Origin of the sequence: Arthrobacter sp. UYEF20 (assembly GCF_040546335.1) — a bacterium.
Classification (GTDB): Bacteria; Actinomycetota; Actinomycetes; order Actinomycetales; family Micrococcaceae; genus Arthrobacter.
The window spans coordinates 67098-81467 of the sequence record NZ_JBEPNP010000010.1 but is presented as its reverse complement, the minus strand read 5'-3'; the positions used below and the strand labels follow the sequence as shown (position 1 = coordinate 81467).

Sequence of the window (14370 nt, the reverse complement as noted above, 5' to 3'; positions counted from 1 at the left end):
CTAGTACCCCCATTTAGATCTTTGACAGGTCGAAAGGAACACCCATGCCCAGCAACCCCAATGACGAGGTTGGTTTGTACGAGGCCGACGGCGGCCACGCCCATGCCCCGGATGCCCTGATCCATGCCGAAGACGCCGGCTACCACAAGGGCCTCAAGGCGCGGCAGATCCAGATGATCGCCATCGGCGGCGCGATCGGCACCGGCCTGTTCCTCGGTGCCGGCGGCCGGCTCAACGCCGCCGGGCCGTCCCTGGTGATCGCCTATGCCGTCTGCGGCTTTTTCGCTTTCCTGATCCTCCGCGCGCTGGGCGAACTGGTGCTGCACCGCCCGTCGTCGGGCTCGTTCGTGTCCTACGCCCGTGAGTTCTTCGGGGAGAAGGCGGCTTTTATCTCCGGCTGGTTCTACTGGATCAACTGGGCCACCACCACCATTGTGGACATCACGGCCGCCGCGCTCTACATGAACTTCTTCGGCAAGTACGTCCCCTGGATGGGGGCGGTGCCGCAGTGGGCCTGGGCCCTGATCGCGCTGGTGGTGGTTCTTTGCCTCAACCTCGTCTCGGTCAAGGTCTTCGGCGAACTCGAGTTCTGGTTCGCCCTGATCAAGGTGGCGGCGCTGGGGGCGTTCCTCATCATCGGCACGTACTTTGTCATCTTCGGCACGCCGGTGGACGGCCAGGATGTCGGGCTGAGCCTGCTCTCCGACAACGGCGGCATCTTCCCCAACGGCCTGCTTCCGATGATCATCCTGATGCAGGGTGTGCTGTTCGCCTACGCCTCGATTGAGCTGGTGGGCACGGCCGCGGGTGAGACCGAGAACCCGGAAAAGATCATGCCCAAGGCCATCAACTCGGTGGTGTTCCGCATCGCCGTGTTCTACGTGGGCTCCGTCATCCTGCTGGCGCTGCTGCTGCCGTACACGTCCTACGAGAAGGGTGTGAGTCCCTTCGTGACGTTCTTCGGCTCGCTGGGGATCCAGGGCGTGGACGTCATCATGAACCTGGTGGTCCTCACCGCCGCCCTGTCTTCGCTCAACGCGGGCCTCTACTCCACGGGCCGCATCCTCCGCTCCATGTCCATGGCCGGCTCGGCGCCGAAGTTCGCCCAGCGCATGAACAGGGCAGGCGTCCCTTACGGCGGCATCGCCCTCACGGCGGTGGTCTCGCTGCTGGGTGTGCCGCTGAACTATCTGGTGCCCGCGCAGGCCTTCGAGATCGTGCTGAACGTGGCCTCGGTGGGAATCATCGTCACGTGGGCCACCATCGTGGTGTGCCAGATCCAGCTCAAGCGCTGGGCGGACAGGGGCTGGGTGGAACGCCCCTCCTTCCGGATGTTCGGTGCGCCCTACACCGGCTATCTGTCGCTTCTGTTCCTGCTCGGCGTGCTGATCATGGTCTTCATCGATTCGCCGCTCACGCTGCTGGTGACCCTCGTGGCCTCTGCCCTGATGGTGGCCGGCTGGTATGCCTGTCGGAAGCGGATCCACGAGATCGCCGAGACCCGGAAGGGCTATACGGGCGCCGCCCCCGTGGTGGCCAACCGGACTCCAATCCGCTAAGCGATTACCCTGCCACCGCCCCCGGTTCGGCTGCCCAATCCCCTCACCAAAGGACTGAAAGCCCCCATGAAGCTACTAAATCCGCTGAGTCCCAACACTTCGCCTACGGAAAGCCAGGCGACAGACAGTTGCGAGGACGGCTGCTTCTTCTGCACCGGACCGGAAACAGACTAGGCACCACCAATCGTTCCGCTGGTTCCAGCGGAACTGCCCTGCACCCTCACCCAACGCAACCAACCCAACCCAATCCGAGAAGACAAGAAGTGATGACAACGGAGTCCGCAGCAACCATGACCGCAACCGACACGCAGCCGTTCGAAGGCGACACCATCAACCAAGGCCCCGTACAGCCCGTCCCATCGACTATCCCGGCGAACCTGAATGGCGGCGGTACCCTGAAATCCGCCGGGCACGTAATTGTTGACTCCCTCGTGGCCCACGGCGTCGAACGCACCTTCGTTGTTCCCGGCGAGAGCTTCCTGGACGTCCTCGACGGGATGCACGGTTCCGACATCGAGACCGTGGTCTGCCGCCATGAGGGCGGCGCCGCCTACATGGCCGAAGCGGACGGCAAGATGAACCAGCGTCCGGGCGTGGCCATGGTCACCCGCGGGCCTGGCGCGGCAAACGCCCACGTTGGCCTGCACACGGCCTGGCAGGACTCCACCCCGATGCTGCTCTTCGTCGGGCTGATCCCGTTTGCGCACCGGGACCGGGAAGCGTTCCAGGAATTTGATATCAAGGCTTGGTTCGACACAGGAGCCAAGCGCGTCATGGTCCTCGATCACGCCGAGCGGGCGTCCGAGATCGTTGCCGAAGCCATGTTCGCGGCAATGAGCGGTCGGCCCGGCCCGGTTGTGGTGGGCTTGCCGGAAGACATCATCCGCCAACTGGTGGATCCTGCCCTGCACCCCACCATCCCGGTGGCCACGGGCGGCATGAGCACCACCGATGCCGCAGCACTGGCCGCAGCCCTTGCAAAGTCCTCGAAGCCCCTTTTTGTCACGGGCGGCAACGACTGGACCCAGGACGCGGCCGATCAGCTCACCGGATGGCTCGAAAAGCACCATATCCCGGCCGCCGCGGAATGGCGCACGCAGGGAACAGTACCCTTCGACTCCCCGTCCTATGTGGGCCCGATCGGCTACGGCCGCCCCCGCCCCACGTACGACCTGCTTGAGGAAACCGACCTGCTCGTTTTCGTCGGAACGGTCCCGGGCGATGTGATCACGGACGGTTTTGTCTGCAGGCAGGACTGGAACAAGCAGAACTTCCTGGTCACCATAGATCCCTCTTTGCGCGGCCGCTCCGGCCCGGTCTCACGGCAGATTGTGGCAAAACCGGACGCCTTCGTCCGGGATCTCCTTGAAATCGACCTGCCCGTGAAAGACGAGTGGAAAGCATGGACGGCCCGGATGCGCGCCGAGCAGACGTCCTTCGCAAGCCTGCCCCCGGCCACACCGGGCGTAGGGCCCGCAAAGATGGACACCCTGATGGCGAACCTCGTCCCGCGGCTGCCCGAGGACGCCATGGTGACGTTCGGGGCCGGCGAGCACACCAACTGGGCGCACCGGTACTTCCCCACCCGGCGCTACGCCTCCATGATCAGCGCCAGAAACGGATCCATGGGCTATTCCGTGCCCTCCGCCATCGCCTCCTCGCTGGCCAGCCCGCAGCGCCGGGTGGTCACCATCGCCGGCGACGGGGAATTCCTCATGAACGGCCAGGAGCTGGCCACCGCCGCCCAGTACGGAGCCACGCCGCTCATCATCGTGATGGACAACCAGGAGTACGGCACCATCCGCACCCACCAGGAACGCCACTACCCGTCCCGGGTTTCGGGTACGCAGCTGAAGAACCCTGATTTCGGCCTCATGGCCCAGGCCTTCGGCGGTTTCGGCATCACGGTCACCCGGGACAAGGACGTGCCGGCCGCCCTCGACGCAGCGCTTCAGGCCATCGACCAGGACGGGGTGTTTGCCCTCATCCACCTCATCGTCGAACAGCGCGTCAAAGCCTACTGACTAGACTAGCGGCCGTCGGAGTCCCGACTCCGACGGCCGCTTCCCCTGGGCAGCTGCCAGTAGAACCACGGCCGGTGCACGATACGCTGATGGAATATTCCGAATGGATTTTTGGGGGCGCCATGCTGAACTACTTTCGCGAGCGGCAAGAAGCGCTGGGAGCTACTCCCGGGCGGCGGATCTACAACTATGCCTCTGGTGCCGTGATCCTTGTAGTCATGGCATTGGTTTTTGCGGTCCTCGCACCTGCGTGGATTTTTTGGATCGCCTTCGCCGTGTCTTGTGTTCTGGATGTCTTCTTGACCAGAAAGTGGATCAGAGAAGATGCGCTCAGAGCTTACCGAGCCGGTCAGCGTCAGTAAAATTCCTCAGCGGACGGCGTTGGAGCGCGGGACTGGCGCTGATTTCGCAGTTGTCTTTCGTCAAGCCGCGGGTGCTGGATGTCAGGACGGGATGAAGAGGGCGGGCCTCCACAAGGGCCTCGACCCGGCTCAGGACCTTCGCCCGTGCCTCATGGATACCGGCCAGTATTCCCGCCAGCCCTCATACACACGCCGCCAGACCCGGCCGCATGCCCGACTCTTCGTACTCGTCCCTGAAGGGATCTGAGCTGCCGCGGAGATTTCGGACAGCGGAATTAGTGGATTCTTCTACGCTGCCAAGGCTGGCTGTTGATAACCATAGTGGACTTCGTTGGGCCGCCGGTAACCGAGCGCGGAGTGACGGCGCCGGCTGTTGTAAAACCCCTCGATGTAGCGAATGACGTCGCTCCGCGCTTGTGATTTAGTCGCGTAAACGGTCCGATAAACACGCTCGTTTTTCAGGGCTGAGAAGAACGATTCGGCCATGCTGTTGTCCCAGCACACGCCGGTGCGTCCCATCGACGAGCGCATGCCCAGGCCGGCCACCAAGGCCCTGAAATCGGTCGAGGTGTAGACGCTGCCCCGATCGGAGTGCCAGATCGCGAGCGGCTCGATCCGGGTCGTAGCGGCGGCGTTCTTGAGCGCATCGGCGACGAGCTCGGCGCGCATGTGATCGGCGATGGACCAGCCGACGACTTTCTTCGAGTAGCAGTCGATGACGGTAGCGAGGTAGACGAACCCTTGCCAGGTGTGGATATAGGTGATGTCGCCGACGAACTTCACCCCGGGGCGGTCGGCGGTGAAGTCCCGCTTGACGAGGTCGGGCATGCTCGCGGCTGCCTCAGCGTCAGCCTCGGTGGTGATGCGGAACGGGCGTGGTTGACAGGCCACAAGGCCCTGGTGGCGCATGATCTGCCGCACCAACTCGGGCGAGCACTCGGTCTGTTCCGCGGCGAGATCGGCGTGGATGCGCCGGTAGCCGTAGGTGCCGTCGGACTCCTCGAAGTAGTGCTGGATCCGCGCTGTCAGGGCCTGGCGGCGGGCCGACGTGGCCGATTGTGGACGTGTGGCCCAGTGATAGAAACCGGACGTCGAGACGGCCAGCCAGCGGCACATTTTCACCACCGAATACAGGTTGGCGGGCTCAGCCTTTTGGGAATCGATGAATTCATACTTGCTCACTACCGCTGCTCCCGCGCGAAGTAAGCGCTGGCTTTTTTCAGGAAGGCAGTCTCCGCCCGCAGCTCTTGAACTTCACGCTCGAGCTCCTTCAGCCGGGCCCGTTCCGACACCGTCAGATCCGCCTCCGTGCCGCCGTTGGCCTCGCGGTACTTGACCAGCCAGTTGCGGAGCGTCTCGGGGCCGACACCGTACGCGGTGGCCACGTCCTTGATCGGCTTGGACGTGTTGATCACCTCGCGGCACAGCTCGTCCTTGAACTCCTGGGTAAATCGCTTGCGTGATGCGGTCATGCTGATCTCTACTTTCGGTAGACCCCCATTTTAAGAGGGCCCACTGTCCCACATCTCCGCGGCAGCTCAATCACCAAGATCTGCGCAGTAAGGATCACGGGGTCTCTAGCCCCGCCGCTGCGCCGTGCCGGAGTTTGTGCGCCGAAATAGGCCAGAAAGTTGGCACAGCAGACCAACTCGGCGAACTACGAACCGGCGCTACAAACTTTCAACTAAACGGCCCACTATGACCAGACCATCGGGCAGGCGCCCCGCGGCATTCCGCGGATTCGTTGTTGCAAGTGCTTCCAATTAGATCTACATCTCACATTCTCTGTGAGATGTCGACCTAGTTGGAAGAACCTCTACCTAGTTGGAAGAAACGCATCGTCTAGTTGGATGTCTTCCAAATGGACGGCTGGTCGACCAGAGGTTTAGATCGCCAAACGCATGGTCCTTCTGCCAATTACTTAGTCTTTGACAAACGTATTTGGGCTTTTGGTCCTTTGGCTGCCACCAAAGCGGGCCCTGCACGGGAAGTCGTGCAGGGCCCGCTTTGTGAGCTTCCAGCCATGTAGCCATCTTCCTGCTCGTGTTGCCTGACCGAATCGGCATCCGCGTCGAGCTCCCTCAGCTGATGCTTCGAGGATAGCGATCGGAGCAGCCGTGTCGTTCATATGGACAGCCTAGCCGCGGGGATTGACTAACGAGCTTCAGACTGGTTATTGCGCCTCGGGTGCCGGGGATTCCTCGCCGACCCGGGCGGTGTCGATCTACTAGCACGGCGTTGGCACGAGCTCCAGCCCATGTCCACCAGCGAAGCCTCCCGTTCGGCTCACGGATCATGACAGTGGAATTACCGGAAACCCGGTGTGCACATTCTTCCCGCAGCTCGCCCAACTTGGTCACGGCCCTTTTGGACGGCAGCACGCCGGCGGGAGTGGCCCCGAGCAGCACCCGCCGCGTTGCATCGCTCAGGGCATAGGACGCGGGCTGCGGCATGCTTGACCATTTGGAGTCGGCGGACTTTGCAGACGGTTCAAGGTAGGCGCGGTGGCGCTTTCAATCGACGTAGTTCACCTGCCAGGCCATGCGTCCGAGCGGAAGAAGCCGCGGACCGTCAACTTTGCGCTGGAGCACCATTGGGTCAACGGAGCCGATTTCCTCGCGACCGTGCAGTATTGCTACCTGTGGGTCCGCAGTGAAAACGGCCATGAGGTCCCGGTAGTGGATGCCGCCGTACTTTCGCTCAGCTTCGGGCCCCATGAAGAGCATCCCTTGGTCGGAATCGAGGTGTCCAGTTTCCACCAGCCAGGCTGCGATCTCTTGCCACTCGCCCGGCGACGCGAGTTCGAGCCCGGAGAACCACTCGTGCCACGTACTGGCCCCTACTCGACGCTCCTGCAGGGTCAAGCCCAGGAGTTGCTGTGCTGCCACGTGGAAGGTCTTCCAAATCGCTGTGTGTGGCGATGCGGCGAAAGTGTCGGGACACGGCAACACCCCCTTCCCGAAGGCCACCTGCTGGCGGCCGGTGCATCGGAAGGGGGTGTTACCAGTGGTGTACGAATCAGGCGTCGGCGGACTCCTCCACCGGCTCGACAGAGGTCTCTGCCGCGGCTTCTGCCGCCTTTTCGGCAGCTTCCGCGTCAGCCTCGGCGGCGGCCTCCGCAGCTTCGGCGGCGGCTTCCTCTGCAGCCTTCGCGTCAGCGGCTGCCTTTGCGGCTGCCGACTTCGCTGCTGCGGTTTCACGCTTCTGCGCCTGGGTGGCCTTCTTGGTGATCTTCTTGGCCTCCTGGGCGGCGCGCTTCTGCGCGGCATCCGCAACGGTGGCAGCCTTCTTCGCCTCGGCGGCAGCCTTCAGGGCGGTGACCTTGGCCTTCACCGCGGCAAGCTTCGCGGCGGCCGCCTGCTTCTTCAACTCCGCCTTGGCCATCGCCTCGATGGCCTTTGCGGACGCCTTCGCGGAGACCGAGTGTGCGGACTTGGTCGGGGCCGCGTTGGCCACACCGGCACCTGCTCCGGTGAGAACGGCGGCGGTCAGGACGACAGCGCCCAGCTTCTTTGCAATCGACATGCGTAATGCTCCAATCATGTGTGGCCCGGGCAGTGCGGGCGGGGATCCGGCTCGCCGGTTGCCGTCAGCCTAAAGTGGAAGCAGAGCGCTGTTCAACCGGAAGCGCCGATGCTTGGCAGAACCTTGGCGAATGTTGAGGCTTCAGTCATCCAGGCCCCCCATATTGTGCCGGACGCTTTCGCGATGGACGCCTGCCAGTCTTCGCCGCCGTCCCCGGCCCGCCAACTCCTGCTGATCCACTTCAGTCGTCATGGGATCCATGGTTCCGCTCACGATCAGTCCTTCCTGCCAGGCACCGGCCGGCGTGTCAGGCCACTCTGGATCCACCGTTAGACACTCCCGCGGCCGGTGACCTTCGGCGGCCAGTGGGTCCGGGAATGTGGCGCTTGCTGACTCGACAGCAGTTGGCGCAGGACTCCCGCGCGGCTCGGAGACGGCGGTAGTAATCTCGGTCTTCCCGACAGGCGGGGAGGCTGGCGAGGTCGGGTCGCCGGGGCTGAATCGTCGTTCAGCGCGGGTAGGTCAGGGCGTGGAAGCATACGGGATCGGTGCATCGTCGTGGGCCCGGATACAACCTTCTTCCAAGCTGTTGCGCTCGGACAGGTTTTGACGCTATGAGAACGCCAAGTTCGAAGCCTATGGTTCGTCGTGCCGCGAGTAGGAGGAGCCGGAGGGCGTCCGTTCCAATAGTCCGAAGTCGATCATGTAGCGGCGCAGCATAATGACATCATCGGTATAACTGAGGAGCCGTTGATTTACCTGCTTTTCCGTTAGGTGTTCGCCCGGCTCGATGGCTTCGCTGACAATCCAGGCCAGGAGCTCCCGCCGTTCCGCCATGTTGGCTGGATACCTCTCGATCCTGCCCAGGCGCATGAAGCGAGCCAATCCGGTCTGCGCCTGTCGGCGGGGTTGCTGCGTGAGCAGGTCGCGGAAGATCGACTCAGACGCCTCCAGTTCGTTGGCAGCATTCCGTTCGACGAGCCCTGACTCAAGCAGAGCGGCGATGGCCCGGTTTCGCCGTTGGTCATTCAGATCAGCAACCACGTCGGGGGGCTTGGCGCCCAGCACGATTTGCGCGTAGGCGGTCCGCGCGTCGTTGTTGGCGAGGGCTGCCACCACTCGCCGCCAGTGCGGTCCGCTCAGCCTCGTCCCTCCGGTCACAGCGTTTTCCTCACTCTGCGTCTGCCCCCGTCTGTGCTGGTCACCGTGTGCTTGGTCAACAGGCAAAATCGTAGTCCTGCGCGGGTGTGACGGACAGGGTCTGCGGGCGGCAGGCCGGCGGCCTGGACCTTGAGGTTGCCTTGGCGGTGTTGAGGTGACGTTTGGTCACAAACGAGAGGAGAACTAGGCTCTGTCCGGCTAAGCGCGGCCCCTTGCTGATCGGGTCGACGGAGTGGTGACACAAACTTCCAATTAGTCGGGCCACCATGATCCAGTTCGCTTGACGGCTGGTCGCAGATTTCTACCCGGTCAACTGTTGGAAGGTCTTCCAAATAGATCTACATCTCACAGCTTCTGAATAACTTATGAAGGACGGCGGCTGCGGCCGAAGAAGTTCCCGGCATCTGTTGAGGTTCCGGGCACTTCTTTATTCCACGAAGGCTCCCATGTACACTTTGTGCACTTAGGTGTACGTTTAACGAATGTCGACCATCAACATCACGGATGCGCGAGCTCATCTGCCCGAGCTCCTCAGCATGGCTGAATCCGAGCCGGTATTCATTGAGCGCCGGGGGCGCCGGGCAGCCGTTCTGGTATCACCGGAGCGCTACGAGCAGATGCTCGATGCCCTGGAAGAAGTCGAAGACATCGCAGCGTTCGACGCGGCTATGGCCGAAGAGGGCGGAAACATCCCCTGGGCCCAAGTGAAAGCCGATCTTGGCTGGGCATGACCACCTACCGGATTGAGGTCCGTCCTGCGGCAATTCGGGCCCTCAAACAGGTCCACCCGAGCGACCGCGATCGGATCCAAGGCGCTATCGCACTCCTTGGATCCGATCCCAGGCCACCCAAGGCCATCGCCTTGCGTGGCCGTCCGGGCTTTCGGGTGCGTGTTGGCGACTATTGGATCATTTATACAATCCACGACGATGTCCTGCTGGTGGTCGTGGTGACCCTTGGCCATCGCCGCGACGTCTACAGCAAATAAGCAGCGCGGCGCCTGCGTGCACCCTCCGCACCGCGGATGACTAGCTCGCCTGCAACTCCGAGGTCGACTGCTGGGGGTCGCCGTTTGTATCGCCATTATTGAGTTCGTTCTTTACGGCGGCTGCTCTGAGCCGGGACTTCCAATCGGAAGGACTGCCGGCTTCGTTTCCCAGTGGGATTGCTTCCCATCCACGTCAGAGCAAGCAGCAAGTCCAACACAGTCCTAGAACGATGCGGGCGGCGTTGGCCGCTCCGACCCTTGCTACCTTGCGCGGCTTAGCCTTGAGTTGAGTTGAGGTGCGGGGTCCGGCGTCGGCGGAGCATTCCTTTGTGTTATCCCCGTGCCTCTGCGAACCGCGGTGCCATGGATTCCATCTGCTCCATGACCAACTTGATCGCCTCGGGCTGTTTGTCCGGTGGGTAGCCGAAGCGGACCAAGAGCCGCTTGATCGAGGATCGCAGTTTGGCCCGCACATCATCGCGCACGGTCCAGTCGGTCCGGACGTCCCGCCGCATAACGGACACCAACTCCCGGGCAATATCGGCCAGGACGCCTTCGCCCTGGACCTCCACCGCAGACTCGTTCTGGGCCACCGCATCGTAGAACGCCAACTCATCGGAGTTCAGCGGGGGAGTGAACTGGGCTCCGCGGGTGCCTTCGGCGGCCACTTCACGGGCCAGCTCCACCAACTCCGCAATGACCTCTGCCGACGTCAGCTGCTGGTTGGTGTATTTTTGCATCAGCTCGGTGATGCGCTCGGAAAACGCGCGCTGGCGGATCACATTGTTCCGCGTCGTTGCGGCCGACTCGTCGGCAATCAGTTTTCGCAGGGCCTCGATGGCCAGCTGCGGGTTGCGGGCCTGCTGGGTCTTGGCGATGAACTCCGGTGTCAGGTCGTCCAACGAAGGTTTGGGCATGCCGGCCGCCTCGTAGATATCCAGGACTTCGCCGGAGGATGTTGCCGAAGCAATCAGATCGCCCAGCAGCCTCTGGATCTCTTCCGGCACCGGCTCGCCGCTGGCCTGCCGGTCGGCGGCGTCGAACTTGGCCATGTACACCCGGGTCTCTTCGTAGACCTGGATCTCCGGCCGCAGCTCCGCCATGGTCTCGGACCCAGAGCAGAGCGCCCACGCCCGGGAAAGCTGGCTGGAATACCGCCGGTACTTCGAAGCCAGCGTCCCCTCGCCGGGGACCGGCTGGTTACCCGGTGTCTCCGGGCTGCGCAGGTAGTTGGCCGCGCCCGTCGCCGCGCTGACAAACGCCTTAGGGCCGCCCTTCATCAACACGTCCCTCCAGTCGTAGCCGGCGAGCAGCCCCCGCAGGACTTCCACCAGGTCACGCGCGGCAGCAGCGGCCTCGTCGATGTTCTTGCCCACCGGCTTGTTCGCCCGGTCCGACTGCGTGTATTCGCCCAGCGCCTTGGCCAGGTTCTCCGCCAGCGGCGCGTACGCCACCAGCAGCCCGTCCTTCTTGCCACGGAAGGTCCGGTTCACGCGCGCCAGGGTCTGCATCAGCAGGGCGCCCTTGAGCGGCCGGTCCAGGTACAGCGTGTGCAGCGGAGGGGAGTCGTAGCCGGTGAGCATCATGTCCTTCACGATCACCAGTTCCAGCTCGTCGTCGACGTCCTTGAGCCGTTCCTTCACCACGGCGTTCAACGAGTCACGGCGCACGTGATCGGAGACCGGCGGCACGTCGGACGCGGTGCCGGAGTAGACCACCTTGATCTTGCCCTTCCCCAGGTCGTCGGAATGCCATTCCGGCCGCAGCTCCACGATCGCCGTGTACAGCTTCGCGCAGATTTCCCGCGTCCCGCCCACGATCATCGCCTTGCCCGGCGCCTCGATGAACTTGCCCATCCGGGCGCTGCGGTTCTCCCAGTGCGCCACCAGGTTGGCGGCCAGCGCCGCGATCCGCTGCGGCGCACCGTAGACGGCGTTCACGACGGCGACGCTCGCCTCGATGCGCGCCCGCTCGGTATCGTCCAGCCCCAGCGTGGCCTCGTCGGCCGCCTGATCAAGGATCTCCTCTGTGACGTCAGCGGCCAGCCCCACTTTGATCAGGCGCGGCTCGAAGTACACCGGGACCGTGGCGCCGTCCTCCACCGCCCGGGAGAGATCGTAGATATCGATGTAGTCGCCGAACACGTCCCGCGTGTTCCGGTCGTCGAAGGAGATCGGCGTCCCGGTGAACGCGATCAGTGTGGCGTGCGGCAGGGCGTCGCGGAGATGCCGCGCGTAGCCGTCGAGGTCGTCGTAGTGCGAGCGGTGCGCTTCGTCCACCACCACGATGATGTTGCGCCGGTCGGACAGCAGCGGGTGCTCGGCGCCGGCGTCCTTCTCCGACTTGCTGCGGCCGAACTTCTGCAGGGTGGTGAAGTAGATGCCGCCGGTGGTGCGGTTGCTCAGTTCGTCCCGGAGTTCGGAGCGTTTTTTGATCTGCTTGGGGGACTCGGCAAGCAGCAGGCTGCGGTCGAAGCCCTCGAACAGCTGGCCGTCGAGTTCGTTGCGGTCAGTGATGACGACGACGGTTGGGTTCTTGAGCTTGGGGTGCCGTGCCACGAGGTTGGCATAGAGCTCCATCTCCATGGACTTGCCGGAGCCCTGGGTGTGCCAGACGACGCCGGCCTTGCCGTTACTTTCCACCGCCTGCACCGTGCTGCCCACGGCTTTGGTCACGGCGAAATACTGGTGCGGCTTCGCGATGCGCTTGCTCAGCCCGTCCGAGCCCCCGTCAAAGGCCGTGAAATTTCGGACCAGTTGCAGGAAGCGCTCCTGGTTGTAGAGACCCTGGAGTGCGGTCTCCAGAGCGGTCACGGCTTCGCCGTCTTCCATGTACCCGGGTGCGACGGGCACGCCGTCGTCGTCGACGTTCCACGGTGAGAAGTGGTTGAGGGGAGTGAACGGCGTGCCGTACTTGGCCTGGATCCCGTCCGAGGCGAGCGTGAAGACGCAGAAGCGGAACGCCGTGGGGAACTCGCGCAGGTAGGTCTGCAGCTGGGCGTGCGCGGAGGCGACGTCGGCCGTGGCGCTGCCGGCCTTCTTGAGTTCGATGACGCTGACGGGCATGCCGTTGCAGTAGAGCACGACGTCGAAGCGGCGTTTGTAGTCGCCCTGCACCAGCGTGACCTGGTTGACGGCGAGCCAGTCGTTCTGGTGCGGCTCCGCGCTGAGCAGGTGGATGGTGGGGTTGGCCTCGTTGCCGTCCGAGTCGATGTAGCTGAGCCGGTAGCCGTCCACGAGGTAGTTGTGGATGCGGTGGTTCTCGGTGATGGCGTCGTTGGACTTGGGTGCGGCGATTTCGGCGAGGGCCTGCTGCAGGTACTGGGCCGGAACCGTCGGGTTGAACCGCTGCAGGGCCGCGAGCAGCCGGGGCCGGATCAGCAGTTCGTCCCAGGAATCCCGCTCGCCCCGGCCCGGCGCGATGTCCTGGCCGGCCAGCGGCCGCCACAAGAGCGGCTCGGCCAGGAATTCCAGGGACATGCCTTCCCAACGGGCTTCGGAAAAGGTTACTGCGGGTGCTGTCACGGTGATTCCCCCTGGTTGACCGGATCTCATTCTGAAATATCGCCCGAAAGTTCGGCTTCGAGTTCGCTGATGCTGGGAAGGCTGGAGGCGAACTCCTCGGGGAGCGACTCCACAATCTCGGCCTTCCACTCGGAGACGCCGATGGGCATCGACGTGGTGCGCAGCGCGTACTCTGCCACCAGGTTGTTTTTGGACTTGCAAAGCAGCAGGCCGATGGTCGGCTTGTCATCGGTATGGGCCAGCAGATCGTCTACGGCGGCCATGTACATGCCCAGTTGGCTGAGGAAGCCCGGTTCGAACTTGACGGCCTTCAGCTCGATAACCAGGTAGCAGCGGAGTTTGAGGTGGTAGAAGAGCAGGTCCGCAAAAAACTCGTCTCCGTTGATCTCCAGCCGGACCTGCTCGCCGACAAAGGCGAAGCCCTGTCCCAACTCCAGCAGGAACTTCTCGATGTGCTGAACCAACTGCGTTTCGAGCTCGCGTTCGTTGCGCCGGTCCGTCATTGCGACGAAGTCGAAGACGTACGGATCCTTGGTCATCTGCTGGGCAAGGTCGGAGTCCGCCGGCGGCAGGGTCGCCGAGAAGTTGGTGATCGCCTTGCCACTGCGTTCCTGGAGTTTCGTCTCGATGTGGTGGACCAATACCGCACGGGACCATCCATTTTCGACGGCGGCGGCTGCGTACCAGAGGCGGTTTTCGGGATCGCTGAGCTTTTCGAGCAAAGCGATCTGATGTCGCCACGGCAATGTTGCAACGCGTTGCAACATTGCCGGATCGGGCCATGCTTCGGCGAATGATTTCATGTACCGGAGGTTGCGGGGCGAAAACCCGCGAGCCCCGGGGAACTTATGTGAAATGTCCGCAGAGAGTCGCAGTACAACTTTCGCACCCCAACCTTCGGAGGTCTCGCGTTCGCGCAGATCATTGCCTATGGCCCAGCTTGTGGCTGTCAACTCGCGATTCATGGCATGAACGGCTTTGAGGCGTCCGCTGGCAATTCGCTGGGTTACGGAGGCCAGGAGATCCGGATACCACTCGGGCATTGTGGACGTCGAAGGTGTCCCGGGGAAGGACGCCCCGCCGGCATGTTTACGCGTGCCGGGTCCGATGCCCATCTTGTTGGATTCTGTGGGGTTCGGTTTACTTGGCGTTGACATGACAGGTCCCCTTCGCGGTCTTCGGTCTGGCTATCTCGAAGTTGCCAAAGGGGTACGACATTGGGGCGGA

General features: G+C 63.2%; 11 protein-coding genes. 5 read left to right on the top strand and 6 right to left on the bottom strand.

Features of this window, described 5'->3' with window-relative positions:
* Positions 1-44: 44 nt before the first annotated feature.
* The 3 genes from ABIB26_RS12795 to ABIB26_RS12785 all read left to right on the top strand — a co-directional run bounded on the left by ABIB26_RS12795 (position 45) and on the right by ABIB26_RS12785 (position 3945).
* Positions 45-1559 (top strand): amino acid permease, encoded by a 1515-nt coding sequence (locus tag ABIB26_RS12795; RefSeq protein WP_354243513.1) that lies wholly within the window; start codon positions 45-47, stop codon positions 1557-1559.
* Between the two features lie 266 nt (positions 1560-1825).
* Positions 1826-3583 carry a thiamine pyrophosphate-dependent enzyme gene (locus ABIB26_RS12790; RefSeq protein WP_354243723.1) on the top strand — a complete coding sequence of 586 codons (1758 nt, stop codon included), beginning with the start codon at positions 1826-1828 and terminating at the stop codon, positions 3581-3583.
* An 89-nt stretch (positions 3584-3672) separates the two neighbouring features.
* Positions 3673-3945, top strand: a complete 273-nt coding sequence (locus ABIB26_RS12785) for a hypothetical protein (RefSeq protein ID WP_354243510.1) — start codon at positions 3673-3675, stop codon at positions 3943-3945.
* Between the two features lie 288 nt (positions 3946-4233).
* On the opposite strand, the gene ABIB26_RS12780 is transcribed toward ABIB26_RS12785, so the two are convergent.
* The 4 genes from ABIB26_RS12780 to ABIB26_RS12765 all read right to left on the bottom strand — a co-directional run bounded on the left by ABIB26_RS12780 (position 4234) and on the right by ABIB26_RS12765 (position 8586).
* Positions 4234-5417 (bottom strand): IS3 family transposase gene (locus ABIB26_RS12780; RefSeq protein WP_354243509.1). Its coding sequence is split into 2 segments (ribosomal slippage): positions 4234-5156 and positions 5156-5417, totalling 1185 coding nucleotides; the frame shifts between segments, so codons are not numbered across the junction.
* A 1041-nt stretch (positions 5418-6458) separates the two neighbouring features.
* Positions 6459-6833, bottom strand: a complete 375-nt coding sequence (locus tag ABIB26_RS12775) for a hypothetical protein (protein ID WP_354187900.1) — start codon at positions 6831-6833, stop codon at positions 6459-6461.
* Positions 6834-6963: 130 nt separating this feature from the next.
* Complete coding sequence (locus tag ABIB26_RS12770) at positions 6964-7470, bottom strand: hypothetical protein (RefSeq protein WP_354243506.1); 507 nt, start codon at positions 7468-7470, stop codon at positions 6964-6966.
* Between the two features lie 636 nt (positions 7471-8106).
* Positions 8107-8586 carry a DUF2087 domain-containing protein gene (locus ABIB26_RS12765; protein WP_354243504.1) on the bottom strand — a complete coding sequence of 160 codons (480 nt, stop codon included), beginning with the start codon at positions 8584-8586 and terminating at the stop codon, positions 8107-8109.
* Positions 8587-9113: 527 nt separating this feature from the next.
* Between ABIB26_RS12765 and ABIB26_RS12760 the strand changes: the two genes are divergently transcribed.
* Both ABIB26_RS12760 and ABIB26_RS12755 read left to right on the top strand, forming a co-directional pair.
* Positions 9114-9362 (top strand): type II toxin-antitoxin system Phd/YefM family antitoxin, encoded by a 249-nt coding sequence (locus tag ABIB26_RS12760; protein WP_354243501.1) that lies wholly within the window; start codon positions 9114-9116, stop codon positions 9360-9362.
* A complete protein-coding gene (locus tag ABIB26_RS12755) occupies positions 9359-9619 on the top strand; it encodes a type II toxin-antitoxin system RelE family toxin (RefSeq protein ID WP_354243498.1) in 261 nt (86 codons plus the stop codon). The genes ABIB26_RS12760 and ABIB26_RS12755 overlap by 4 nt, the downstream gene beginning before the upstream one ends.
* A gap of 332 nt (positions 9620-9951) precedes the next feature.
* Here the strand turns inward: ABIB26_RS12755 and ABIB26_RS12750 are convergent, their stop codons facing one another.
* On the bottom strand, positions 9952-13173 hold the full coding sequence (locus ABIB26_RS12750; RefSeq protein WP_502913660.1) for a type I restriction endonuclease subunit R: 3222 nt from the start codon (positions 13171-13173) through the stop codon (positions 9952-9954).
* On the bottom strand, positions 13170-14258 hold the full coding sequence (locus ABIB26_RS12745; RefSeq protein WP_354243496.1) for a PDDEXK nuclease domain-containing protein: 1089 nt from the start codon (positions 14256-14258) through the stop codon (positions 13170-13172). Before ABIB26_RS12745 ends, ABIB26_RS12750 begins: the two co-directional genes overlap by 4 nt.
* Positions 14259-14370: the final 112 nt, after the last annotated feature.